The 26,158-nt window shown below is 46.2% G+C and carries 23 protein-coding genes and 1 tRNA gene; 9 read left to right on the top strand and 15 right to left on the bottom strand.

Annotated features, from left to right (window positions below):
• Nucleotides 1-108 precede the first annotated feature (108 nt).
• Nucleotides 109-1,227, top strand: a complete 1,119-nt coding sequence (locus ACYVGR_RS21530) for a hybrid sensor histidine kinase/response regulator (RefSeq protein WP_460960500.1) — start codon at nt 109-111, stop codon at nt 1,225-1,227.
• 22 nt (nt 1,228-1,249) lie between these two features.
• Here the strand turns inward: ACYVGR_RS21530 and ACYVGR_RS21525 are convergent, their stop codons facing one another.
• The 5 genes from ACYVGR_RS21525 to ACYVGR_RS21505 form a co-directional block, all read right to left on the bottom strand.
• On the bottom strand, nt 1,250-1,882 hold the full coding sequence (locus tag ACYVGR_RS21525; protein WP_460960498.1) for an ABC transporter ATP-binding protein: 633 nt from the start codon (nt 1,880-1,882) through the stop codon (nt 1,250-1,252).
• Between the two features lie 224 nt (nt 1,883-2,106).
• Nucleotides 2,107-2,904, bottom strand: coding sequence for an acyl-ACP--UDP-N-acetylglucosamine O-acyltransferase (gene lpxA / locus ACYVGR_RS21520; protein WP_460960496.1), 798 nt, complete (start codon nt 2,902-2,904; stop codon nt 2,107-2,109).
• Between the two features lie 100 nt (nt 2,905-3,004).
• Nucleotides 3,005-4,399: a bifunctional UDP-3-O-[3-hydroxymyristoyl] N-acetylglucosamine deacetylase/3-hydroxyacyl-ACP dehydratase gene (locus ACYVGR_RS21515; RefSeq protein WP_182458113.1), complete on the bottom strand. Its 1,395-nt coding sequence runs from the start codon at nt 4,397-4,399 to the stop codon at nt 3,005-3,007.
• A 100-nt stretch (nt 4,400-4,499) separates the two neighbouring features.
• Complete coding sequence (gene lpxD, locus ACYVGR_RS21510) at nt 4,500-5,528, bottom strand: UDP-3-O-(3-hydroxymyristoyl)glucosamine N-acyltransferase (protein ID WP_460960493.1); 1,029 nt, start codon at nt 5,526-5,528, stop codon at nt 4,500-4,502.
• 172 nt (nt 5,529-5,700) lie between these two features.
• Nucleotides 5,701-6,960, bottom strand: coding sequence for an HD domain-containing protein (locus ACYVGR_RS21505; RefSeq protein ID WP_460960491.1), 1,260 nt, complete (start codon nt 6,958-6,960; stop codon nt 5,701-5,703).
• Between the two features lie 143 nt (nt 6,961-7,103).
• Here ACYVGR_RS21505 and ACYVGR_RS21500 point away from each other — a divergent pair.
• Nucleotides 7,104-7,177 (top strand) — tRNA-Ile (locus ACYVGR_RS21500).
• A 146-nt stretch (nt 7,178-7,323) separates the two neighbouring features.
• Here ACYVGR_RS21500 and ACYVGR_RS21495 read toward each other — a convergent pair.
• The 7 genes from ACYVGR_RS21495 to ACYVGR_RS21465 all read right to left on the bottom strand — a co-directional run bounded on the left by ACYVGR_RS21495 (nt 7,324) and on the right by ACYVGR_RS21465 (nt 11,878).
• Nucleotides 7,324-8,529, bottom strand: a complete 1,206-nt coding sequence (locus ACYVGR_RS21495) for a DUF3570 domain-containing protein (protein WP_460960489.1) — start codon at nt 8,527-8,529, stop codon at nt 7,324-7,326.
• A 12-nt stretch (nt 8,530-8,541) separates the two neighbouring features.
• Entirely contained in the window at nt 8,542-8,766 is a 225-nt protein-coding gene (locus ACYVGR_RS21490; protein WP_460960487.1) for a DUF4266 domain-containing protein, read from the bottom strand.
• A gap of 6 nt (nt 8,767-8,772) precedes the next feature.
• Nucleotides 8,773-9,726, bottom strand: coding sequence for an FAD:protein FMN transferase (locus tag ACYVGR_RS21485; protein WP_460960485.1), 954 nt, complete (start codon nt 9,724-9,726; stop codon nt 8,773-8,775).
• Nucleotides 9,723-10,166, bottom strand: coding sequence for a thioredoxin family protein (locus ACYVGR_RS21480; RefSeq protein WP_460960483.1), 444 nt, complete (start codon nt 10,164-10,166; stop codon nt 9,723-9,725). Before ACYVGR_RS21480 ends, ACYVGR_RS21485 begins: the two co-directional genes overlap by 4 nt.
• 27 nt (nt 10,167-10,193) lie before the next feature.
• A complete protein-coding gene (locus ACYVGR_RS21475; protein ID WP_460960481.1) occupies nt 10,194-10,712 on the bottom strand; it encodes a Rieske 2Fe-2S domain-containing protein in 519 nt (172 codons plus the stop codon).
• Between the two features lie 85 nt (nt 10,713-10,797).
• Complete coding sequence (locus ACYVGR_RS21470; RefSeq protein ID WP_460960479.1) at nt 10,798-11,211, bottom strand: hypothetical protein; 414 nt, start codon at nt 11,209-11,211, stop codon at nt 10,798-10,800.
• 280 nt (nt 11,212-11,491) lie between these two features.
• Nucleotides 11,492-11,878, bottom strand: coding sequence for a hypothetical protein (locus ACYVGR_RS21465; protein ID WP_460960477.1), 387 nt, complete (start codon nt 11,876-11,878; stop codon nt 11,492-11,494).
• A 760-nt stretch (nt 11,879-12,638) separates the two neighbouring features.
• On the opposite strand from ACYVGR_RS21465, the gene ACYVGR_RS21460 reads away from it, so the two are divergent.
• Both ACYVGR_RS21460 and ACYVGR_RS21455 read left to right on the top strand, forming a co-directional pair.
• Nucleotides 12,639-13,031: a LytTR family DNA-binding domain-containing protein gene (locus ACYVGR_RS21460; protein WP_460960475.1), complete on the top strand. Its 393-nt coding sequence runs from the start codon at nt 12,639-12,641 to the stop codon at nt 13,029-13,031.
• On the top strand, nt 13,010-13,246 hold the full coding sequence (locus ACYVGR_RS21455) for a hypothetical protein (RefSeq protein ID WP_460960473.1): 237 nt from the start codon (nt 13,010-13,012) through the stop codon (nt 13,244-13,246). Before ACYVGR_RS21460 ends, ACYVGR_RS21455 begins: the two co-directional genes overlap by 22 nt.
• Before the next feature lie 118 nt (nt 13,247-13,364).
• Here the strand turns inward: ACYVGR_RS21455 and ACYVGR_RS21450 are convergent, their stop codons facing one another.
• Both ACYVGR_RS21450 and ACYVGR_RS21445 read right to left on the bottom strand, forming a co-directional pair.
• Nucleotides 13,365-13,667, bottom strand: a complete 303-nt coding sequence (locus tag ACYVGR_RS21450) for a hypothetical protein (protein ID WP_460960471.1) — start codon at nt 13,665-13,667, stop codon at nt 13,365-13,367.
• On the bottom strand, nt 13,664-15,868 hold the full coding sequence (locus ACYVGR_RS21445) for a hypothetical protein (protein ID WP_460960469.1): 2,205 nt from the start codon (nt 15,866-15,868) through the stop codon (nt 13,664-13,666). The genes ACYVGR_RS21450 and ACYVGR_RS21445 overlap by 4 nt, the downstream gene beginning before the upstream one ends.
• A gap of 282 nt (nt 15,869-16,150) precedes the next feature.
• Between ACYVGR_RS21445 and ACYVGR_RS21440 the strand changes: the two genes are divergently transcribed.
• From ACYVGR_RS21440 to ACYVGR_RS21430, 3 genes are all read left to right on the top strand, one after another.
• On the top strand, nt 16,151-17,272 hold the full coding sequence (locus tag ACYVGR_RS21440) for a L,D-transpeptidase family protein (RefSeq protein WP_460960467.1): 1,122 nt from the start codon (nt 16,151-16,153) through the stop codon (nt 17,270-17,272).
• A 651-nt stretch (nt 17,273-17,923) separates the two neighbouring features.
• A complete protein-coding gene (locus ACYVGR_RS21435) occupies nt 17,924-20,014 on the top strand; it encodes a sensor histidine kinase (protein WP_460960465.1) in 2,091 nt (696 codons plus the stop codon).
• A gap of 224 nt (nt 20,015-20,238) precedes the next feature.
• Nucleotides 20,239-21,228 carry a phosphotransferase gene (locus tag ACYVGR_RS21430; protein WP_460960463.1) on the top strand — a complete coding sequence of 330 codons (990 nt, stop codon included), beginning with the start codon at nt 20,239-20,241 and terminating at the stop codon, nt 21,226-21,228.
• Between the two features lie 373 nt (nt 21,229-21,601).
• Here the strand turns inward: ACYVGR_RS21430 and ACYVGR_RS21425 are convergent, their stop codons facing one another.
• Entirely contained in the window at nt 21,602-22,390 is a 789-nt protein-coding gene (locus tag ACYVGR_RS21425) for a carboxylesterase family protein (RefSeq protein WP_460960461.1), read from the bottom strand.
• A gap of 310 nt (nt 22,391-22,700) precedes the next feature.
• Here ACYVGR_RS21425 and ACYVGR_RS21420 point away from each other — a divergent pair, with 310 nt between their 5' ends.
• A complete protein-coding gene (locus tag ACYVGR_RS21420) occupies nt 22,701-23,546 on the top strand; it encodes a helix-turn-helix domain-containing protein (RefSeq protein WP_460960459.1) in 846 nt (281 codons plus the stop codon).
• Nucleotides 23,547-23,700: 154 nt separating this feature from the next.
• Nucleotides 23,701-26,115 (top strand): S41 family peptidase, encoded by a 2,415-nt coding sequence (locus tag ACYVGR_RS21415; protein ID WP_460960457.1) that lies wholly within the window; start codon nt 23,701-23,703, stop codon nt 26,113-26,115.
• The last annotated feature ends 43 nt before the right edge of the window (nt 26,116-26,158 follow it).

Raw genomic sequence — 26,158 nt, 5'->3', positions numbered from 1 at the left:
TTTCATTGTCATTTAAGAAATTGCACTTACATAATCGTTATTGTTTTAAACGAATGGAAGCTTAAGAGGAGGGTATTCTGCCGCGTTTACCTGTGTCTATTTATAAACATGCCAATTCAAATCTTACTTATTGAAGATGACAGTCAGATACGGAAAAGTGTAGAAGAACTGCTGAACTCACAAGGGTTTCAGGTAACAACAGTAGCGGATGGCCGTGCAGGAATTGACCAAACGTTGCTCCAGGTACCTGATCTGATTTTGTGTAGCATGACGATGCCTGGCGTTGATGGGTATCAGGTGCTCGAAGCGGTCCGTACCAATCGATTGACCTCTACCGTTCCATTTATATTGCTCGCTACTCAAACGAACGTTGCCGATGTGCGTCGGGGAATGAATCAAGGGGCCGACGATTGTCTGACCAAACCATTCACTCATGATGACCTGCTACAAACGGTTAACAGCCGTTTAAAACGAGAGGCTTTGCGAAAAGGCGATCTCAAACTAGAGATAGATAAATATCGACATATATTAGCCTCCGTAACCGCTCACGAGTACAATACAGCCCTTTCGGGCGTCATTGGCTTTTCATCCCTATTGATAGATGATTATCAGCAATTTAGCGACGACGAAGTCGTGTCGATGGTTGGGATGATCAAGATAAGTGGCCTACGATTGAAACGATCACTGGATAATATTCAGCTAATGGATATGTTGCAGCATGTCGATTCTTCGCAAGCTAATTTTGATTATTTCTCTACGGAGAACGCCCCCATCACAGAAAAGCTGGTCGACGATAGCGTGCAGGCTGTTGCGTATAGGCAGGATCGGGAGCTTACCTATCAGCTTCAAATAGAAAACGCTCAACTTCGGATTTCGGAGAAAAACCTGGGAATCTGTTTAAGTGAGTTAATTGATAATGCGTTTAAATTCTCTGCTTCGGGAAAGACCGTTTTGCTTACGGGTATCCATGATGAGGACGATTATCGCTTAACGTTTACCAATAAAGGACAACCTTTCAAAGCAGAGTACTGCGATCAAATTGCCCCTTATAAACAATTCGACCGAAAGCAATACGAACAGCAGGGATTTGGCCTGGGGCTGGCCATTGTCAAAAAGATTCTGGAACTGAACCAGGGGCGACTAACGATTGAAACCTCACCGGAGGGCGCAACAAACGTCATTATCTGGATACCAAGAGTCATCAATGCAGAACCAGCTACAATGTAAAGGCTACCCCTGCGAAGATACCTCACTTCCACTGTGTTATATCAATCACATTAGGGCAAAAGTCGTACTCCTCAGGTTGGTTAGAGCCAATCAGTAGTAGTTGAGGTGATTGGTTCGAAGGGGCAATTAGTTGTTGAACCTGCTGCAGATACCAATCTGTACCCTGACGATCGAGGTTTGAGGTAGGCTCATCAAGAATGACAACTGGTGAATCAGAGAAAAACGCCAGACCGAGCTTAACCCGCTGCTTCATCCCCGACGAAAAATACTTGATTTCTTTATTCCGGGCATGAGAAAGTAACAGCTGATCGGCGATAATTTCGGGAGTCAGACCAGCCTTGAACGGCTTAAAGGTCTGGTGAAATGTCAGCAGTTCATCCAGAGTTAACTCCTCAACTAATTCCAGATAGGGAGCCGCTATACTTATGTGCCGAAACCAGTTGTCGGGTTCAACAGTAGCGTCCTGGAGTTGGTACGTTAATTTCCCTTCTGTAATCGGTAAACTTCCTGCCAGCAATTGAAGAAGCGTCGATTTCCCGCTACCGTTTGGCCCGATGAATGTGTAACTTGTTCCAGCAGTGAGGGTTAGCTCAACACGCCGAAAAATCCACTCTTTCCGGTATTTCTTGCCTAACTGCTCAGCAATTATTTTCATAAATCGATAACAGAGAATGAATACTGTAAAATGGATAATGAATAACAGATAATGGTCCTTTTAGAATCATTACCCATTATTCATTATCCATTTTACATTCATTATCGCCTAGTACTCATCCAATTTAGTTTCTATAGATTCTCGGGATTCTATCGCTCTGATAATCACCATTGATTAAATCGGAAGAATCTATAGAATCCTCTAGAATCTATGTTGCCAAAGCACTAGCCTTCGGTTCCTCCGTGAGAAGTCGGGCCTTTCATAATACCTCGTTCTGATGAACGAACGAAATTTACAATTTCATCGCGCTCGTCGGAGGCAGGTAATTCCAGTTCAATCTGAGCCAATGCATCGGCATTGTTTAACCCGCGGAGATAGATGTAGCGGTAGATTTCCTGGATCTGATTAATCTGTTCGTTCGTATAGCCCCGTCGGCGAATTCCTACTGAGTTAATCCCTGCGTAGGTTAACGGTTCGCGGGCCGCTTTTGAGAATGGGGGGACGTCTTTCCGAACCAACGATCCACCCGAGATGAACGCATGCGCACCAATACGGGTAAATTGTAAGACCGAACTGGAACCACCAATGATTGCCCAGTTGCCCATGTGTACATGACCTGCCATTTGCACATTGTTAGTGATAATACAATTATTACCAATCCGACAGTCGTGCGCAACGTGCGCATAGGCCATAATCAGGCAATTCGAGCCAATTTCGGTTTTCCAGTGTTCTTCGGTGCCCCGGCTAATGGTGGCATACTCCCGGATGGTTGTATTGTCGCCGATAAACGTCCGGGTGTATTCGTTATTAAACTTTAAATCCTGCGGAGTGGATGAAATAACAGCGCCAGGATAAATTTTACAGTTTCGTCCAATACGAGCACCTTCGTTAATAACCGCGTGTGAGCCAATCCATGTCCCCTCGCCAATCTCAACATCTTTATGAATAATGGCGAATGGTTCAATCACTACGTTCTGCGCAATTTTCGCTTCGGAGTGAATATATGCTAACGGTTGAATCATACTTCTTTGAATGATGAATGATGAATTATGAATGATGAATGACAGGGGTGGTAGGCGATCACACCTATCTATCCGCACAGCGACCCCGATTCATAATTCATCATTTTTTCTTAACCAGACTGGCAATCATATCAGCTTCGCATACCAGTTGGTTTGCAACGTAGCCGCGGCCCTGCATTTTTACGATACCGCGTTTCATGGGCGAGGTAAACTCACATCTAAATATTACGGTATCTCCAGGTAAAACGTTGCGACGGAATCGGCAATTCTCGATTCCGACCAAAAATGGCCAATAGTTTTCTGGATCGGGAACGGTGCTAAGTACCAGAATACCACCCGTTTGGGCCATAGCTTCAAGTTGCATGACACCCGGCATAACCGGATTGCCAGGGAAGTGGCCAGGGAAGAAAGGCTCGTTCATGGTCACATTCTTGATTCCCACCACACTATTCTCATCCAGCGCAATGATTTTGTCAATCATCTGGAAAGGATAACGGTGAGGCAGCAACTGTGAAATCCGATTGATATCCAACACAGGTGGCTGCATCGGATCGTATTGCGGCACCTGATTGACCGCATTTTTCTGGATAAGCTTCTTAATTTTTTTGGCGAATGCCACGTTAGCCGCATGACCAGGACGAGCCGCCAGAATCTGCGCTTTTATAGGCCGACCAATCAGCGCCAAATCACCAACTACATCGAGCAGTTTATGACGAGCCATCTCGTTCGGATAGTGCAGTTTGGTGTTATTCAGAATGCCGTCCTGCTTATTAACACTCACCTTTGGCTTGTGAAGCAAATCGGCCAGGTAATCCAGCTCGCCATCCTGCACATCGCGATCAACAATCACAATGGCATTCGTCAGATCACCGCCTTTAATGAGGTTTTGTTTATAGAGTGCCTCCAGCTCATGCAAAAACACAAACGTGCGGCAATTAGCAATCTGCTCAGGAAACTGACTAATGTCGTTCAGATAAGCATGCTGGCTATTGATAACCCGTGAGTTATAATCAACCATTACCGTTATCCGATAGTCGTTCAGAGGCAAGGCGGCCAGTTCGATATCTTTTTCGGGAAGGCGGTAGTGAACGTATTCACTGACCTCGAAGTAATTACGCGTGGCATTCTGCTCTTCAATACCAGCCGAACGCAGTGCTTCAATAAATTGAATGGAAGACCCATCCATAATCGGCGGCTCAGGCCCATCCAGTTGGATCAGGACGTTATCCAATTGTAATCCAACCAGAGCGGCTAGCGTGTGTTCTACGGTATGAACCCGGGCCCCGCTTTGCTCAATGGTTGTTCCACGCGAGAGGTCCACAACGTTATCCACATCGGCATCCACAATAGGTTGCCCCGGCAGATCAATCCGCTGGAATTTATACCCGTGATTCGTCGGCGCAGGCAAAAACGTCATCGTTGCCTGAACACCCGTATGGAGACCTACCCCCGATACCGAAATGGATTTTTGAATAGTCTGTTGTTTGGTATTCATTCGTTTGCAGCTTATGGTTTACGGTTTACAGTTTACAGTTGGCTGAGGCATAAAGAACTGACGCGTCAGCCAACTGTAAACTGTAAACCGTAGCCATAAACTATTTTTCTTGTTTCTTCTCCAATTTCGTTATGCGTTGATCCAGCTCCGGTAATCGCCGAAAAACGGCTAAAGAACGCATACTTTCTTTCAAACCGAAAGCAGGCGAACTATTAATGGCGGTACCTTCTTCTTCAATGCTTTTTCCTACACCCGACTGCGCTCCGACTTTTGTGCCATTGGCGATTGTCAGGTGTCCGGCAAAGCCAACTTGCCCGGCAATAACGCAATTATCGCCAAGTTTTGTTGACCCCGACACGCCTGATTGCGCAGCAATCACAGTGTTTTTGCCAATTTCGACGTTATGAGCAATCTGGATCAGGTTATCTAGCTTCGCCCCTTTCCGGATAATTGTTGATCCCATGGTAGCACAATCCACTGTGGTACCAGAACCTATATTTACGAAGTCTTCCAGGATAACGTTGCCTAATTGCGGAATTGTTTTGTAAGTACCATCAGGTTGTGGCGCAAAACCGAAGCCTTCGCTACCAATTACAGCATTGGGATGAACAACACAGTATTGCCCAATGATGGTGTTGTCCAGCACGCGGGCACCTGGATGGATAATCGTATTATCGCCAATGCATACATTGTTACCAATATAGGCCTGAGGGTATATTTTAACGTTTTTACCAATCTGACACCCTCGACCAATGTACGAAAACGCCCCCCGGTAAATCTGCTCCCCAACCTGACAATCATCGCCAATATAGGAGGGTTGCTCTATACCTACCCGGGCAAAAATTAGTTGCTTGTGGTATTCTTCAAGCAAGCGGGTAAATGCAGAGTAGGAATTTTCTACAAAGATTAAAGCAGGCGAAACCGGCTTTTTAGGCTCAAATGAGCGATCAACAATCACAGCTGACACCTGGGTAGTGTACAAATGCGGCTCGTATTTGAGGTTGGACAGAAACGAAATATCGCCTGTTTTCCCTTCTTCAATTTTAGCTAAGCCGGTGATTTCCAGTGTATCATTCCCGGTAACTTCGCCCCCCAGCAGTGTAGCAATCTGCTTGACTGTAAACTTCATATATTTTATGACTGCCGTCGCAAAACACCCGTTATTCACGGGAAATAAGGCCGCTAAGGTAGCTAACAAATTGCACTTTTCCGCAATTTGTTAGGTAAGTGAACACGATGAAATTAGCTGAATACGTGAAAATATGTATCCAGGTGCCATAAGTTAACGTATTGTACTACTTCTATTCGTCTTCCGTTTTGTCGATTACTAAATTCCTGGCCCAGCAAACGTAATATCGGCGAACGATATTGGTCAGGACTTGAATGTTCGACAGGTCTGATGCATCGGCAATGTCAATGACTTTACCCGATTTCAGTTTAATCGCAATTCGATCTCCTGAGGGCAAATAAGCGGCATTGGTTGCCTGACCTTCTACCAGAAAATACGAAAGCCAATCGGCGGGCATGCCGGTGTTCCGTAACTGCTTTTCGAGCTGTGTTAACAATTCTCCCGAAAATGGGTCGGTCGATAGCATAATTTTAAATAACCGGCGATCGAGCAACATCTGGCACAGCCTAGACAGAACCGGATCGGAATGTGAAGCACCTTGTTTAATACAGGCCCAAACGTCGAAATCGTCCAGTTTCGTAAACGCATCAAGGTATTTTCGGTTCGTCTGAAAATCAGTTAAGGAGACACTTTCGCAGAGAAACAACCGGAACGGCTCAGACGCAAAGACCGGCTCTCCGCTGCCCTGCCGACTCAAAAATCGGGCCCGACGCAGAATCTGGATCAGCATCGATTCGCAGCAAATCGACGTCTTGTGCAGATAGACCTGCCAATACATCAATCGACGGGCATTTAGAAAATTTTCGACACTCAGTATTCCTTTGGCCTCTACCACGAGTTGATCATCGACCAGATCAAGCATTTTAATAATGCGTTCAGCTCCAATGGCTCCTTCAGCAACGCCCGTATAGTAGCCATCCCGGTTGAGATAATCCATCCGATCCATATCCAACTGGCTCGAAATGAGCTGATGAAAAAATGGCCGATCGTAGGTTCCTTCAAACATTTTTATGGCCAAGGCCAACGCACCGCCAAACTGTTGGTTGAGGTCGTGCATGAGCATCAATGAAATATGCTCGTGCGGTACGTTGTCTAGCAAACAACATTCCAATACATGCGAAAACGGACCGTGTCCGATGTCGTGCAGCAGAATGGCGATCTGGGCAGACTCACATTCTTCGTTGGTAATTGTGTGTCCTTTGCTTTGTAGCGTGCTCATCGCCTGGCCCATCAGGTGCATAGCGCCCAATGCGTGGTGAAAGCGGGTGTGCAACGCGCCTGGATAGACGTATTCCGATAAACCTAACTGTTTAATTCGTCGGAGACGCTGAAAGTAAGGATGCTCCACTAAATCGAAGAGCAGCTCACTTGGTATGGTAATGAACCCATAAACCGGGTCATTCAGAATTTTCTTCTTGTTCGGCGTTGCCATTAAGCAAAGATAGTACTGACGGGCTTACAGCAGGGTTATCGATACGAATTACTGCACTACACATCGAAAAACCCGTTAATTCTGCAATTCTGTCAAAATAATTCCTAAATTTGCACCGCTGAACTGAGCAATCAATCGGCAATGGGCTTGTAACTCAGTCGGTTAGAGTGCCTGACTCATAATCAGTAAGTCGCAGGTTCGAGCCCTGCCTGGCCCACCTTGATAATCAGCCGCTTAACATTTCTGTTAAGCGGCTTTTTTTGTTTCGTGGTAGTATGTTTTTTTGGATTGTATTAGTCTAAAGTCTGTCTCAATCTTTTAACCGGCGGTTCATGAAACTGATTCTGGATTGATACCTCGTCTTTATTTCAGCTTGGCCAAGAACGTAATACTATTTGCGACCATGCCCGTAGTCCGTATGTAATGCCCGTAGCGTAGCTCCACGCTTTGCCAATGCCCTGTACCGAATAAGCCACCCGGCGGGGCAAGACGAATACCTAGTCCCAGAAATTGACTGTTGAAGCCAGAAATATCATAGTCGCTGGTGTAATATTGATCGGTTTGCTTGTGCTGACCATAAGGCGCAAAATAGCTCACGGCAGATTGATGACTGAACCGATAAAACGGACTTGCCGATACAAAAGACGTTAATTTAATGGGCGTTTCAAGATTGACAGTATGGGCCTGCATACCCCAGTCGTCGATGTAGTAGCGGTAAAAGGTTCGGACAATGATTCGATCCCCCAGGAAATAGTGCAGGCGAAAGCCAATTGGCAACTTCAGTCGATTACCGGGTAAACGCTCCACCGTTTCGCCCCCATCCTGAAAGTAAATCCGATGGAAAGGCGTACTCAACAGTCCCTGCTGAAAGGCCGGTTCGACGGTGAGCAGTACTTGTAAACGCTTATTGATAATCTGAGAGAGCGATAGACTTACGTTATAGGAATTACGGGGTTTGTAATCGATGGGGTCGCGATCTCCATGAGCGCCCGAGCCATACCCTTCCGGCCTGAGTTCAGGGGGAAGAATGACCTTCCAGGTATCAAAAAAAGCACCTGCTTTCAGGCTTATTTCCCGGTTATTGTCGGCCGAAGCTTTGGCAAAACTGAGGTTAAGTCCGTAGGATTTGTAATCATATTCCGTCGAATAAGACAACGCCACTCCCTGCGTTGTCCGTCGGTCGTCGTTATGGACGCTCCAGGCAACTGATGGGTAAATATGGGTATCACTTCGAGAAGCCGACGACACCGTTAATGGATCAATATTATCGGATGAGGCCGATGTATAATGGTCGATGTTGAAATCGAAGGCGAGCGTATGTTGACGGTTCTTTCGGTCAGTCGTTTTCAGTACCAGATCGATCGATTGGGCAAAATCCGTGAGGTGTTCAGTGCCTATGCCACCTGTTACTGCCGAATTGTTGCCGTCCTGTTGGTAATAACTCGATACTAAATTAATCTCCTCGAGCTTGAGTTTACGGGTTTCATAGGCGGGTGGACTAACCGATTGGCCATAACCCGCCCGGAGTAAACCAAGCAAAACGCTAACAGATAAACAGATTTTTTTCATCAGTCGAATGGCTTAGTTACAGCCGCAACCTCCTCCGCTTTTTCCACCATTCGCACCAGCCGCACCTTCGCGGTAGAGGTAGAAATTCTGCTCGAACTTCTCCGACTTTCGGGCCGACAATTCCATTTCGGCGTCATTAATCCGACTTTTCTGATACTCTTTCACCGATACGCAACCCGATAGGCTGAGCACGATCAGGCTAGCCAGCAGGGCCTTGGAGGCAATTAGTTTTTTCATTGGTAGTTAGGCTACAGTAGGTGTTGTAATTCGAATGTTAGTGGACGTATAGAGAGCATCGAAATCGTCGATAATGATGCAGGCGATGTGGCGCATCTGGTTAATCAGATCTAAACCCACCCGCACACCCATAACCATCACGGGGGTAGCCAACGCATCGGCCAGCTCAGCATTGGGCGCAATAATGGTCACACTTTTAATGCCCGATACGGGATAACCCGTTTTGGGGTCGATGGTATGGGCGTATCGTTTGCCATTGATCAGGGCGTATTTCTCATAACTGCCCGAGGTAGCAATGGCCATGTTACTGATTCCTAAATAGGAAAATGCCTGCCGATTCGCGCCGTTGGGGTCAGCAATGCCAATGGTCCAGGCTTGTCCGTTGGGTTGACTTCCCCAGGTAGTCAAATCACCAGAGGCATTGACAATCCCATTTTCAACACCATTCTGACACAAAATACGCTTGGCCTGCTCAGCCGCATAGCCTTTACCGATGCCTCCAAACCCAATTCGCATGCCTTTTTCTTTTAAAAAAACTGTCTGCTGATCCGCATCGAGTATAACATGCCGATAATTGATCAGTCGAACCAGTTGCCGGGCGATCTTAGGATCGGGTAAAGCAGTCAGCGTGGTATCGAAATTCCACAGGCGTTTATCAATCGACCCGTATGTAATATCGAACGCACCCTGCGTTAGCGCCGATAGCCTTAAGGATCGCTCGATTAATGAAAATACCTCCTGATCAACCCGCACGGGACGAATGCCCGCCTGTGCATTAATCTGATTCGTTTGACTATCGCTCTGGTAAGTAGTTAATAAGCGTTCGATCCGGCGGATCTCGGCAATGGCCTCCTCAAGACGTTCGTTGGCCCAGTGGGCATCTGAACTGACAACGCTCAATTCGAACCGGTTGCCCATCAATCGCTCGACCCGTTGGTGGATGGCTGGCAACTCACTCATTTTGCAGATGCCGTAACGGTCTGTATCGTCTCCAGGAACGAGGCCACAGTGAGCGATTGAGGATACCCTTCCCACTCTTTCAAAACGTGACCAGATGCATCGAGCAACACCGTAAACGGGAATTTTCCCTGTCGATTATAGGTCTCAGCAAGTACCTCATTATGAGTAGTCTGACGAGCGTCAAGTTGATTCTTTGACAAGCGAGGAAAGTCGGCCCGAACCAGCACTAAGTGCTCCGAGGCAAACTGCCCGAATTCTGCCGATTCGAATATGTTTTTTTTGAGTTTGATGCAGGGGCCACACCAGTCCGACCCGGAAAAATTCAGTAAAATGAATTTGTGTGATTGCGCTGCTTCGGTTTTTGCCTGCTCAAAATTAAGCTGCCAGTTGGGAGCCGTTGTTAACAGACCAACGAGTAGGGATACGAGTACGAATTTCATAGGATTTTACGAATGAGAAGTCATTGATTAACTGTAAACAACCAGGGTTTTTCCGTCGGTAGCGGTCTTGTAAACCGCAATGCCTTTGCTGCCAAAGCTGTTTTTTCCTTTGCCCGTCAGGTCATAACGCGCTCCGTGTACGGTACAGTAAAACTCTGTTTTATTAAAAATAATGGCCTTTTTAGGCTCATGACTACAGGTTTGGGTTACTGCTACATAGACCCCGCTACTGGTCTGAGCCACCACGATCCCACTCTGCACCAGATAGCCCCCGACGGTTTTCAGGGCCGAAGCCGCTGCGGCAGTCAGGTCTATCGTTAGCAACCGATTGGTAATGGTACTCAGGTCCGTTCCATTGCTTGCTACCGTCGTGCTTGACGTTACTGTACTCGCTATAGGAGACGTAGTGGTACTCGTGGGGGTAGTAGTACCCGGCAACGAAAGCGCATTCACAACGGTATCTTCTTCATGGATACAGGAGGTCAACGCTGCCATCAAAGCAGCCCCCGTAAAGCCCATAGATTTTAAAAAGTCGTACCGATTCATGTTTCTACAGTGGGGCAATAAATTAAGTATTTATACTATAATACGTTGTGTAGTCTAAAAGCGTGGCAAACGTTAATTTATTTTATCAATCAAGCTTGCCAGGATGTATTTCGTTGAAATAAGGCGCGATGGCGGAGGGGTCGACAGAGTGTCCCAATCGTTTCGAACGATCAATAAATTGCTGCGTTTGCCAAATTAATCCATCCGGATTTGCCCAATCATCTGACCTGACCATGAAGGGTTTAAGCAACCGATACAAGTGCTCAAAGATGACCCAGTCGGCATATACTTCCTGATTTACCCGCAATTGATAAACCGAACTCAAGCGGTTTAGGCGAGCAAGAACAATTTGTTCGGCTGATTTTGGCTGACGTTTCCGCTTGCCGGGATCAGCAGGCCTTATAGCCCAAATTGTCTTCGTATCAATTAGTAGGTGTACATAATCTACTACATTATACCAGACAGTCTGCTTATGAGAGAAATACCTAATTGGTTTCATAATAGGTCGATAAAGATTCTCTGGGAGAATTAGATGCACAATGCCCAAAATGAATGAGGGTAATTATTGCTGACCATCTTACTGTATGTATTGGTCACTAGCTGAACAAGTAGACTATAAATCCACTGATTCAAAGCGTCAGTACAAAAAGAGGTTAACGGCTGCAAGTAGGCCAGCTACCCACCCAACTAGCCAGGATGTACGCTGAAAAGGAGTTGGCAGGGAAAGGGAGTCAAAATCAAATTCGTACAGACTCACTTCGGCCAGAGGCATAAGTAACTTAGGCTCTGGGGGGATTAATGAGAGCGAAAGTCGCCAGAAAGTCATACAGATCAGTCTTCCGAACGAAATCGGCTTTTGCTGAAACCAATACAGAAGCAGAAGACACCAGCAGCAGCCGAATGGCCTGTGCTGTATATACAGGCATTGAGTGATTATTGGAAGGCAGGTTTTGATGCGAATGATTGGGATGCTTCTGATGCTCGGAGTTGACCCCATAATGCATCACCATAAAATCAAGGAAACCAAGCTCAGGTTCCATCTGTCGATGTTCCTGATAATGCTCAACCAGATCGACCAGTCTGGCTGATTGATCGACACCAAAACCGGGTAGTAAACTACTTCCCAGTACCAGTCCGGCCAGCAAAAAAGCAACAATCGATTTCATAAAACCTGCCTCTGATGTAGGCTATACTGTAAAGATTATCAGAATGTTCGACTCAGCCTAGCCTAGCTACTAATTTAGAAATAGACAGAATTGATATGATGAAAATAACGCGCTTAAGGCACTGACAAAGGAAGGATACAAGCATTCAGGTCTCACATTAAACATTTTTTAATGTAGGCCGTTTATCATCATACTTGCCGGAAAAAGGAGAAGTAACTTCCCTCCTATTTGTCAACCACTACACCGCTTTTTAGTCTAATTATCATTCAAAATCTTAACTCGTATGAATCGTTTTCGTGATGCTTTTGACAAGTCTGCCCTGACGTTGGGACAGACTTCTCCCTCAATCCAGGATCGACAGAAAAGCTCTCAGCAATCGGCTTTCTCCGGACAGCCCACCTTCGCATTAAATTCTTTTGGCTTTCTGCCATGCGTTCAAACGCAAATCTCTCCACAGAGCTTATCTAACAGCTCCTTTTTTCAGGACGTCAATAGCCTGAACTCCCCTTCTCTGCTGCTTAAACGCAAAAAAACTAGATTATTCATCTAGGCAGGACTCCTTTCCAGCATAGCCCTCAGTTGTTGTACGAACAAGTCGACCATAACTTGTTGATAGTCGTATATGGGAGCAACGTTACCGGGTGGTCTGTCTGTAGACAGATTATGCCTGCATTTCTCTAGTTCAGCGAATCCTTTCGTATGGATTAGTCATGGCTGTTCAAATGGCCTTCCAATTCTACCATCACTAATTAGTTAGTTCATGAAGAATGTAGATAATCACCCAGTCGACTCAATAAAGCTGCCTGGTCATCGCTTACCCATATGCTCAAAGGCCATTATTCGCCTTGAAGGATACGGCAATTATAGCTGGGTTCATCTTAGTACGCAATCCAGACCTCTGCTAATTGCCCTCACACTCAAATGGTTCGAGGATCAGTTGCCTGCCTTTATACGGGTTCATAAATCGGAAATGATTAACCCGAATTTTGTACAAAAAATTGAACTCGATGGGCCTCAACCCGTAGAGATCTGTCTGTTCAATGAACATAAAGCCAAGGTTTCGCGGAGACGTTTTGAGCAGGTCTTGCATAAAATAATTCAATACCAAAAAGCAAACTTATTGTCATCAACATGCGTGACTCACTCATATTAACAGGAATTATTCTGGCTAGCCTGGCAGGCTTTGCTGGCTTTTGTTATGCCCTGACTGACTGGGCACTAGATGTAAAAACGGGCGTTTATGAACGGAACCATGTAGAGGCATTTTATGAGACGGCTGCCCTGGTAGTTTATGGTGTTTTATCGCTGCGTTTTATTCGTGGTAAATTGAGTTCAGATGACCAATCACATAAGCCCCCTTTTTTCTGAATTAGTCGAACCAATGGTCACAGTTGAAATCAGGGATTTTACTACTGTAAAGTTCGTAATAAACAGTTAGATAAGCTGAAGGGCCACAGATTGCACAAAGCTTTATAACACCTATTTGTCAATCGATATTAATCACTTTCTCCTCAAGGTATTGCAAACGTCCATCGGACCAGTTAAGGCAAACTTGCCAAATGCCCTTGGCCAGTTGGGCCGTTGAAACGACCTGCCTTGGCTTCAATGTGGGCTTAATGGGAATATGAATATCCTCCTGCGTCGGATTGCCCCGGTGGAAAATGAGATCGCCTTTTAGAAAAGACATTGGCAGAACAAATGCCAACAGTTGGGAAGCAGGTTCAAAGGTCATGGCTTTTACGATAAATGAACGAACGTTCGATTGATTAATAATCACTTGTATCTTCATAAGCTATTGATAATACGGACGTAAACGTTGTTAAACGGATTGCCATCGTACAGTTTGGTAGCATCATTCGTAACATTGACAGTGATATTGGAGACACTACCCGAATTGGCCGTAGTGCGTGTTAAGGTAAATCCTATACTTATCTGACCTCCCGCTGGTATTAATTGATCAGACTTTAGCATTAAGGAAATTTGCCGACCAGCCAACGAGTTAGTTTGTATCCAGCTCGTATTTTTCACTGCTATAGGATTAGTTTCTCCTCCAGTAATGTTGATAGATGTTTGAGAAGGGTTAAAAGTGAGTGAATAGCCTACGGGAGCTGTAATAGTGATGGCTACCAGACCGAGTGAGGTCGGCAATCCAGCCACTTCAACGAGGTTCACTACAAAATCACCCTGACTGCCGCTTGATGGAAAATTAGCCTGGGGCAGGACTAACGTGGGTGTTAAATCCGTACCGGCCAGGGCCACACTAGCCGTGGCCATACAACCAAAACTATTCGTGACAGTAACCGAGTAGATACCGGATGAGGTAGCTATGACTGTCCCTAATACTGGATTTTGACTAACTAGCCCTGGCCCACTGAAGAAATAGGACTGCCCTCCATCGGCCGTTAAGGTGGCACTGGTTTGGCTACCACTCAGGGGCCCATTCGCGACAAGACTGGCTACCGGTTGTGGATTTATCGTTACCGACAAACCAGCACCACTGCTTTCGCAACCATCAATTGTTTGCGTAACGGTATAATACAAATAGCCCGTTTTACTCGTGTTAGGAATGGGAGCAGTAGAGGAAACACCCGCCGATTGGGAGTACCATAACAGATTTTGCCCAACCGCCTGAAGAACAGGCGGAGATGAATTCTGGCAGACTGTTACTGATTGCACCGTTGGATTACTGGGTGAAGGATCAATTAAAAAAGGGTAATACAGACTTTCGGCATAAGGCTTACTGCTGGTAATTCGAATCTTATACGCTCCGCTACCTGCGGATGGAATTTTAGTTTGAATCGTGCCCCCCGTGTTACCATCAAGATGAGCAAACCAGTATGAGTTATTGTTATTGTCTACGATCGATACGCTAAACTGGTTACTCTGCTCAAATGTCCCCGACACTGTAAACGACACATCCAGGGGTTTGCCTGGGCAACCCTGAGATGTACTCAAATTCGTCAGTTGAATCACATCTGTCGATGCAGGAAACACGAGCTCTAAGCCAAATGATGAATTCGCACCATTCTTGAAATATGCGTTCTGAACATCATATAAGGGCATCCATCGATATATAACAAAGGAGTTGTACGTCGCTTTCACTAAAAAGTTAGCATAACGCATCGTCCAGGGATAACCAGTAGTGGCGGGCTGAAAAGGATTGGTTTGAAACGAGTAGGTCCCATTTATATTCGTTGAAGTAGTCAGTATAGGGGCTGTTGAAACGGAGTAGGAAAACCAGTCGACGCCAAATAACTCCAGCTTGACATTAGCTAATGTTGCTCCACTGGCATTGACAGCCTTTATGCCCATCGTATTTGGAAAGGGGCGGATAATCCACTGGTCTCCGACAATAGGATCGCCACCCGTCGAATTCAATAAATTAGTGGTGTATTCATCCCAGACGATGTTGCCATAGGGAAAATTCATAATGGAGTTAACTGGCTCAAATGTTTGCCCATTGACGGAATTTTTTGCGCCCTCAACCCGTAATCCGTAAATATCAATTGCTCCTCGGGAATGGCCAAATTCATGCGTTAGCCCGTCGGTGGCACCCGGTCCGAAAGGCCCACTGTCGAAATTGACATTCCAGTCCCAGCTGTGATAGATGGTCTGATAGCTACCATACCAGCCCCCGCCTACGGTAGGCGTCGTAAACTTACCATCAATGACAACGCAGTACTGAAAATGAGGGTGAGCCCGAAAAACCTCCGTTTGGGCTGGTCCATCAAAGACATAGATCGAGTCGACCTCGAAGTTGTAGATACCGTTGAAATTGGGCGAACTATTGAAATTAGCCGTAACGGTTGCCATCTGATCGCCCACAATCTGATCAATAGGTTTGGAGAGCATGGCCTGATAGAAATCGGCCGTCTGCTTCTCTACCGCTACAACTACGCTGAATTTCCAGATAGGTTTCGCCTGTACTGCTGTAGAAGCCAGGATCGCGATCCAGCACAAAATCAGTCCTAAAAATAGATGGTGTCTCATGGTTCTTACGTATCGGTTCTCGATGAAGCAAAAACGTCTCAACTACCACGCGTTCCTGGCATTCATCTGAGAAGTGGCGTGAAATTTAAACGAATCTGACATGGACTAGCGATGCCGGTTATACCATCGTCAGGCTAACAAAATTATGCCCTTGATGAACTCTCCTTCAATGAGGTAAGGCAGCTTGCTAGTTGATAAACTTCAGCCTGTTGAGTAACTAAGGTCAGGCACAAAGCGAGACGTTTGAAGGAATTTTGTCTACTCAAAACTCTCCCTATCAAGATGATTCGCTACCTGATTTTTAGCCTGTTAGTTATTCCCTCCTTTGCCAACGGTCAGATTGAGGGCGACTGGGTTCGATTGCGTCAATATGCCAGTGACATTGGGGTTGATGGTCTTTGCACAACCCCTGATGCGACATGCCTAAAGGCCTATTTTACCCAGATCATTTACGGAAAACCCATCCAGCGAATGAGCTATCAGGGACTTGTAGAGCGGCTGGATACAGGCCGGGTGAATCAACTCACAAAGCAGTTTCTGGCTGGAGAGGATTGGTGCCCACTGCTGGATTCGCTAGAATCACATGCCCGAAAATATAGAGAGCTGAAAGCGTATTGTATACGCTGTTTGACCGACGATTATATGGCCGACTCACTGACGATTGAGCAGGTAAAATCGACGCTCAATTTTTACCGCTGGCTCAATCGTTTTCCGGCGGACAAACGTGTTATTGTGAACATTCCTTCCGCTACGTTGCGCGTCATTGATCACCAGGGAGAAACACTCCTCAGCAGCAAGGTTATTGTAGGCAAACCCAGCACGCCAACGCCATCCTTTAGCGCCCAGATTACCAATATTATTAGCTATCCCTATTGGAATGTGCCCCGCTCCATTGCGACGAAGGAACTTCTACCCCAAATCAAAAAAAATCCGTCTGTCGTATTAGCCGATATGAACTTACAGGTGATCGACGACCAGGGAAGATTGGTTGATCCCAACCTCATACCCTGGTCAACCCTTACTCCCAGCAACTTCCCGTACAGATTCCGGCAATCGACTGGATGCGATAATGCGTTAGGTGTCCTAAAATTTACGTTGACCAGTCCTTTTGATATTTATCTTCACGATACCAATCAACGCTCCTTATTTGCAAGCGAAAAACGAACGCTAAGTCATGGGTGTATTCGGGTCGAGAAACCCGTTGAACTGGCCAATCTGCTACTAGGCACTTCACGTTTCGATAAATCATTTCTGACCAGTTGCCAGAAACAAGTCAACCCTAAAACGTTGTGGCTTCCCCATCCTATTCCAGTTATTGTTGTCTACAATCTTCTTGATATTGATGAGAGCGGTGCCATTGTTGTTAACAAGGATGTGTATAGCTGGTGGAAAATCGATCTATAAATCAGTGCCGATGATCTGTTCACTACTCAGCGAAACATCGTTACTCACTAAACCAGTTACTTTTCCCTCAAACCGAGCCAATACCCAGCGAATGGCTAGTGGCTTTTTTCCTCCATGATACCATAGGACCGTCCCGCTTCTGTCCACTTTCGGTTGACGACATACACCTGTATAGGGAAATAATTGAAGCGTCTCTCTAAAAGCTCCTTCCTGAGACAAAGGGAATTCGTATGTCCATAAGCAAGTCCTTTCAGGCGAAATCTGGGTGATAAGTCTGCCGACTCTTTCACTAAAATACTGTTTGTGCTGACAAACGAAGAACAAGAAATCACACAACAGAGCTATCGTTTATTCTAGAATAAACGATAGCTCTGTTGTGTGATTTTTCAATCCAACTTTACAGAAGTTAAGGGTTATGTTTTGAATCACGTTCCTCTATTACAAAAGTTTTCAAGGATTTCTACCAGCAAACGCCTACCGATTATACGATGAATTGATGGCCAAAAGGAACTATACAAGTTTCTTGCTTAAGCGTTTATTAAGAACCATAACTAGCTCATCATTAATTAGAAACAGTATATTTTTAAATAGATTGGCGTCTGCTTTGGGTAAGTACAAATACCTATATTTGCCTTTACCAACCTACCGTACATGAAACCCTTATTTATTTCCCTCTGCCTCTTTGGAGCATTTGCAACTGCTTATCCCCAATCCATCGTCCTAAACAACCCTGAGAAGACCTACTCTCTTTTTGAGCACTTTGAGGCCCTTGAAACCGAGCCGGGGCAAATTACCATCGATTCGTTGTTGCAACACCCCGTGCATTATCCGTTTGTGTCGGTAAAGCAAAAGCCTATTAAGGTTAATCAGGATAATGTCAATGTAGGCGGAAAGAACGATGTCTGGTTCCGGGTAAAATTGGCGAACCAAACCAACGAGACCATGACGCTGCAATTGCTGATGCTTAATGAAAGGCAGGTGGTTGTTTATGAGGTAGCCAATCAGCAATTACTACATCAGGAAGTGTTCCATGGAAGCAGCTCAACGATAAGGACCAACGAAAACTTTCAGCACAAAAACCTTATTTTCCCTCTACAGATTCCTAACGGGCAAAGCCACACGATTTATCTGCAAGTAACTCATTTAGCCTTACCAATCCTACATATTACAGCACAATCCACATGGGCCTCACAGGAAATGCTTTATCGTGAAACGATGATTGCAGGCTTGTTTATAGGCTTCATCCTGATCATTTTCATCTACAGCCTGATGCTATTTGCCCGACTGGGCGACTGGGTTAATCTGATCTATGCGGTATGGCTACTGCTAATTGCCTTGGTTATTGTTGGAACCAATAATCAACTCGCCAGCTTATCGCCCACGCTGCATACTATTTTTGCTATTTATAAAGCTCATTTTCTTTTCTGTATTGTACTGGTACATGTGCTGTTTACCCTGTCTTTTTTGCCGATACGTCAGCAAGCCCGAGGCCTATACCGGATAAGCTGGTTCGTAATGGCCTTCTATATAGTTGGCATTTTTCTACTGCTGATCAATCAGGCGTTTCAAAGTCTGATGTTCTTAACGATTTTGATTGATGCACTTTACAGCATACTGGCTGGTGCAATCATGTATCGCCGTGGAGTTAAACCCGCCCTTTATTTTTTAATTGGAAATATAGTCTACAATATAGGCCAATACGTCTATATAAGTACTTTGTATGGGCTCTATCCCCTAACATTCTGGACATATAACGGCAATTATTTCGGTTCCTTCAGTGAAATTCTGCTGTTTACGCTGGGGCTTACTTATAAAATCAACCTGCTCAAAAAGCACCAAGAAGAGGCCATTCAGGAGCAACTCCGCTTGACCCAGGAGAACCAGCAACTCATCGAAACCCAGAACCGGGTACTGGAAGAAAGAGTCGAGCAACGCACTGCCGAACTGAAAGCCTCTCAAGCCCAACTCATTCAGAAAGAGAAACTCGCCAGCCTGGGTGAATTGACGGCGGGTATTGCCCACGAGATCCAGAACCCCTTGAATTTCGTCAATAATTTCTCCGAAGTCTCCGCCGAGTTAGTCGAGGAGCTGGAAGAGGAAGCAGATGCTGGACGCATTGACGAGGTGAAAGCCATTGCTGGTGACCTGCGGCAGAATCTGGAAAAGATAAACCATCATGGACAACGGGCCAGCGCTATCGTCCAGGGCATGCTCGAACACTCCCGCAGGGGATCAGGTGAGAAGCAGCTTACTAACCTCAATCAACTGGCCGATGAATACCTGCGACTTGCTTACCAGGGCCAGCAGGCCAAGAATAAACGTTTTACCTGCCAGCTTAGTACCGATTTTGATAGCGACCTACCTATCGTTTCAGGTGTTCCTCAGGACATCGGGCGTGTACTCTTGAACCTGTATAACAATGCTTTCTACGCCGTCCAGCAACGGGCGAAACAAGCTGATTCCGACTATCAACCAACCGTATGGGTGAGTACCCGTCGGGAACCGGGCTACGTATCGATCTGTGTGAAAGACAACGGCACAGGCATAGCGTCCACCATTCGAGACAAAATCTTCCAGCCCTTCTTTACCACCAAACCCACTGGTGAGGGCACTGGCCTGGGCCTTAGCCTAAGTTATGACATCATCACCAAGGGGCATGGCGGGGAAATGAGAGTTGGAAACCATCAAGAGGAAGGGGCTAGCTTCCTCTTCAAGTTACCTCAGCTTAAAAACGTAGAATAACCCTCATAAACTCGTTTCTTTAAACGCCCTATTTAAAGACACAGTAATCTCTCCTTGTCTCAGGTAGGAGCGTCCGCTTCAACTACAATGGCTTAAAAAAATTGGCAGCTTTTCTGTATCCTCTAACTTCGAGTATCTTTGGCGCTTCCAGCGCATTTTTCGCGACTGACATGGCCCTTTTCTGTTAAAGATTTTTTGTAATGTCAGTAAAAGATTTTTCCATCTTGCCCTTTGATAGAATTGAGTGTATCGATGATGCATTGTATCAGAGCTTTGGGACGACTCAAGTCAGCGATGTATCCTTGATGGCCGGTGGCCTGTCGGGCTCGTCAATCTACAAAGTGCGAATCGGAGACAGGGCTTACACACTCAAATTAACTACGCCACAAGAAGGTGATGCACTAGGCGTGGTGGATTTAGCAGCCACCGCAGGGGTGGCACCCAAGGTGTACTTTAACGATCAGCACCAAGGGGTATCCATCAGCGATTTCATCGACAGTCAACCTATTCGGAGCGCTTTTAGTCCTGATGAGTTGGTTATTAAGCTAGCGACGACCATCAGAACTATTCACGGCCTACCATCCACCATCCAAGGCCAGCCTTTATTCAAGACGGTTGATGCTCTGATCAGCCAGTTTAAAAAGAGCGGCATGCTTTCGGGGTCAGTATTTGATGAATGTTTTAGCGGGTACCAACGACTCAAAGAAAACTATACGCTTCGTGTCGGAGACCGAGTTTGTAGCCATAATGATCTGAATCCGAATAATATCCTTTGCGATGGAAGAACTATATGGATTATTGATTGGGATACGGCCTCATTAAATGACCGTTTTATTGACCTGGCAAATGCAGCGAATTTTTTCGTACACACGCAAGAACATGAACATGCCTACCTTCGGGCCTACTTCGAGGCCGAACCGACTGAAGATCAGCTGGGACGATTTTACCTGATGCGGCAGCTTTGCAGGCTTATTTATTCGATGCTTATGTTTCAGCTTGCTGGGCAACAGAAACCAGCCGATTTCGTGCATGATCAGGACATGGTCGGCTATGATATGCCAACCTTTGCTTCTTTAATGGCTAGCGGTAGAGTTTCACTTGGGGAGTACGAAGGTCAACTGCTTTACGGCAAGGCCCTACTAAACACAGCCCTGGGTCAAATGCGTCATGGTCGCTTCGAAAAGTCATTAGCCCAGCTTCGACAAGCGGTATAGGAGTAGCCAATTTTCGAGTTAGCCTAACACTCGGTGCTAAATAGCACAAATCCTTTTAATGGTCTCTTGTTAGAGCATCATTTGAGATTAAAGGCCCAACCCCTCACGGGCATCCTTTTCGTACTTTACTTCATAAAGTACGAAAATCGGTACGCGTTTAGGCTTTCAAACCTCCTTCAAACACACTCTTTGGGCATTTTGTCAAGGATTTATTTTCGTACTATTCTAGGAAGTACGAAAGGTAGGCTGTTTCGCATTAAACGCCCGAAAATTGGGGCACTGTGTAAGCCCATCTAGTCTCAGGTAGGAGGGTTTTGCAAGAATAGTTTAAAGCAACTAATAGTCGGCTCAGGTGTGAGCCTATTACCGAACTTTATTTTTTAAATGAAAATAACCACGGGAGCAAATCTGGTTCAGCAAATACTTTGCCCGTAATATCATGTTTTAAGCCCGGGTATTCCGTGTATTTCGCATGTTTTGCACCGCTTTGTTGTAACACTTTTATCAGGCTCCTATCTGGCCATGAATTAATAACGTCATCAATCGCACCGTGAAAAATCCACACCGGAACATGGGCTGCTCTTTTAGGGTACAGCTCTACATTAGCCTGCCCGCATATAGGGAAAGCAGCCGCAAAATAACCGGGATAATGGATGATCAAATCGTAAGTACCAAAGGCGCCAAGTGAAGTGCCGCCCAAATAAATTCTTTTTCTGTCTGCAATTTTATGTTCAGCTAAACTGTCCATTAAAAGTTTCACCATCCGTTCTGGTGTTGAAAGTGCCAGGGTGTTCATCTTATGGTTAAATGCTGCTGTTGTGTCGTAGGGCGGCCCCGGAGGAATTTTAAACCACATACTGTCTGCAGGACATTGTGGCAAAACGACCAAAGCAGGGAATTTTTTCCGGACCGAATCATGTAAAAACAAACTACCGCCATCAATGAATTGACGTTCATTATCATTTCCTCTCGCGCCCGCACCATGCAGGAAAACTACCAAAGGGTATGGCTTCCTGGGGTCATAACTTTCAGGATATAATATTCTGTAACGCAACGTGTCTTTACCTTGGATAAAAAGCGCTTTTTTATAGGCACTGAAATCCTGTGCATGTGAGAAATGAATACAAATCAATAGCGTAAGTAGCGATATGAAATTTTTCATTTGAACTATTTAGAAACACGTTTAAAAACGTAGTGAATGTGCCTAACAGGACGCAGTTAACGTTTTCCGCAAAGCTAGGGACTCCAAAGATTTTTCAAAATAAGTTTGACGACTGCCTTTCTACGGCATATGAGTGGCACATAATTATTGATCAGACCAATCGTTGTCGAAAAAGTAAGGCAGCTCAAAATGAACGTTTCAGGAGATTTGCAACTCATTAGACTATAAGCAACAGGGTCGTTCCGATAAGCCACTGTAATACTTTCCGTGCCTAGTCGTCTTTAGTGGAGGTACGCTAACCTTTGCTCGCTTGAAGACCACCCTTATCCCCGTTCGTCACGCTCAACTACGGGCATTTGTACAGTCCTTTTTGTTTTTTCAGAAAGAGAATCATACACCCTTCTCCTATACAACCTTCCCCAATACCAACCTTTGTTTGGCTATTTATAAACAGAATACGGTCAGTTATTCCACTAATGACGCTGCTAATATTTGTCAGCTCAGCCCAGCTACTCAACCCACTAGTCGGCTCTATGGCTTTCATCAGCGACCTTTTCATGTTTCCTTACAGGGTAGCCTTGACCAAGTCTGTATCTTGTTTCACCCAGGGGCGTTACGGGCATTTACCCACGAATCAATCGCTCAGTTGTGGCAAACTTCGTCCGTCATAGAGCACCTGTTCCCTGAGCATAGCCAGCAGCTTCTGGAACGCATTTTCAGCACAGATGATCTTTCCCAACGAGCGGATAGGTTAGAATCTTTTTTGCTGAAACGACTTTTACCAACCCCCATTCATCCACTTATCCAAGCGTCGCTTCAAGCGGCTCAAACGGAAGAAGCCATACCTTTTGTTCGTCAACTGGCGTCAACCTACGGCTTGAATACATCGACAATCTACCGACTCTTCATGGACCATATCGGCCAAAGTCCAAAGGCTTACGCGCAAACCGTGCGGTTTCGTCAATCCCTAACCACACTAACCACAACACCCAGGGAGCCGTTTAGTCAGGTGGCCTATCAAGGGCTGTACTGTGATCAAGCACACTGGACCAAACACATCAAACGCCTAACCGGATTTACCCCGGGCCAGCTCCAGCGTAACGCTCAAATTGAACAGGAGCAACTGATCTGGATTCCTCAATCAGCGCTTCCCTAGACCAATCACCGGTAAAGGATACGGACTGAGCCTTTGATTGGATCATGCATGATTTGTACAAGACTACGCCAGCACATAGGGTTAGCTTTGCCACTTCATTAACCCTTGGCAAGCCACCTGACCAGGCTCACCAAGTCGTTACGGGTCAATCGATATGATTTATTTTTCATCCCCTTCACTACGTCTGTTCATGCTGTTTGGTTGGATGAGCTGTCTGCTCGCTGATCACGACTTAACAGCCCAGCCCGCTACTCAGGGTGTCGATACGACAAGTCGCTATGATTCGGCGGCCATTAACCGGCTTGCTGATTTTGGCCGGGTTTGGGGCGTGATGCGCTATTTTCATCCCCGGGCTGGCAAGGGCACACTGGATATGGATAGTCTGGTTATTGATTATCTAGAACCCCTACTGGTCAGTCCGACGCCGATGAACTTCCAACGGGCGTTGGGTCACGTATTTGCTCGATTAGGCGATCCCCACTCTGGCATCGTAACGCCAAACAGCCGATCAACCCATACGACTTGGTTTAAAGAGCGCCCACACCTCGTTCATAAACAGTTACCTACGGGTGAGGGGTACCTGGCGCTGTCCCAACAGGCTTGTCAAAAGCCAATCCGAACTGATTCGTTAATTGAACAACTCGATCGTCAGTCGATGGTCGTCGTTGACTTGCGTAACCAACAGATCAACAATGCGTTGGGGCTAGCCCAGTACACGCAGTTCGTGCAACCACTCATCAGTCAACTCATTGAACAGCCACTGGTGCTACCGACTGCCCGTAGTGTTTATTACCACGGTCTGTTGCGGCAAGACTTTCCCGATGAGCTGAATCTACTGCCCACCGAAAAAGATGGGCGAATGGATCAGCATTATCAAGTTTATTTTGGCCTGCGCAATATGTCGGAGGGTGTCTACCTGCCCCCCAGCCCGCTCAAAAAACGAATCAAGGCAAAAATCTGCTTTCTGATTAATCGCTTTGTGAACGTCAATTCGCTGAAAGCCATCATGGCGCTGCATCACCGACAGGGTTGTCGGGTAATCCTGGAAGGAGACATGCCGGACTATATGTATGGTGAATTCTACCGAATGACCTTGGTCGATCAGGTATCAGTCAAGATTCGAACGAGCGAAGTGATCTATGAAGATGGAACGTTGGGCAGTGATGTCGACCAGCAGCTGAGTGAACAAGCCGATACGGCCTGGCAGGCCCCCCTGATTCGGCAAGCGGCTCAACTCCTGCATCAGCCAGTGCCGCCGTTGCCGCCGAAGTCGGTGCAAAACACCGTCTATATTCGCCATCCCCAGTCTGATTATCTGGCAGACAAAACCCCGAGTGCCGTTTTACGGCTGCTGGGCTTGTTCAATGGCTGGAACACCATCCACTACTTTTCCCCCAATAAAGACTTGCTCGCTCTTTCCTGGGAGAAGGCTCTACCCCGATTTATTCCTCAGTTTTTAGCCGCTTCCACCGACTCGCTCTACTTCATGGCGTTGATGAACCTGACGGGATCACTGCGGGATGGACACAGTATCCTGATCAGTAAACGTGGGGGACGATCGCCAAAAGGCATTCTGGACGGTAATCTGCCCATTGGCGTTAAAGTGTTTGGTCAGAAAACGTATATCATCAATATGTTGGCCGACACTTCCCAGACGAGTACGTTGGCGCAGATTCAGCCGGGCGATGAGCTGGTGCGTATCGATCAACAAACTCCCGCTCAGCTAGCGGCTCAATGGCGGGACTATCTACCGGCTTCGAATCAGGCCGGTTTCGATCGGGAATTTTACATGAGCTGGTTGACGGTCGGTCGCGCAGGCAGTCAAGCCCAAGTGACCCTCAAACGAAAGGGTCACTATCGAACCGTGTGGCTCACCCGAATTGCTAGAGACCACTATTACAGCCTATGGGGCAAAACCGCGCCTAGCCCTAAACTCCCCCCATTCATCAGTCGGTTGCCGAGCAATATTGGCTACCTACGCATCAATCGGCTTTACTCCTCCCAACTGGACAGTATTGCCAACTACCTGAAAGATTGTCCAGTCATTTTACTGGATTGCCGGGGCTATCCCCGCGATAGCCAGTTTGGTGGTCATCTCGCTTCGTACATTGCTCATCAGCCGGATACAGTGGCCCTGAATCGATTCCCGTTTCTATTCAGTCCCAATCCCAGCCAGCAGCTAACCAGCACGGAGTACGAAATTATCCAACCATCGCGCAATGCCTTGCTAAAACATAAGCGTTATATCCTGCTGGTTGATGAGGGCGTACAAAGCCAAGGTGAAGGTAACGTCATTAGTCTACAAGGGGTCAGTCAGTCGATTACCGTGGGGACACCAACGGCAGGCGCTAATGGTATGGCTATTACCCTGAAATTTCCGGGTGGCTATTTCAGTTTCTTTTCCGGCTTTGGCGAGTATTACCCTGACAACACGCCCAATCAAAAACTAGGCGTTAAGATTAACCAGTTGGTTCCACTAACGCTGGCAGGCTATCTGGGGGCTCAAGACCAGATCTACGAACACGGCTTGCGCTTAGCTAAACAGGTAGTCAGGGTAGGAGCCGATTAATTTTTATAGACGAGTCATTTTGAAATAGGTCCGAATTATGGAG

Source organism: Spirosoma litoris (assembly GCF_054776755.1).
Note: the sequence above shows the minus strand (reverse complement) of the source record. Positions and strands in the feature narration are given on the sequence as shown.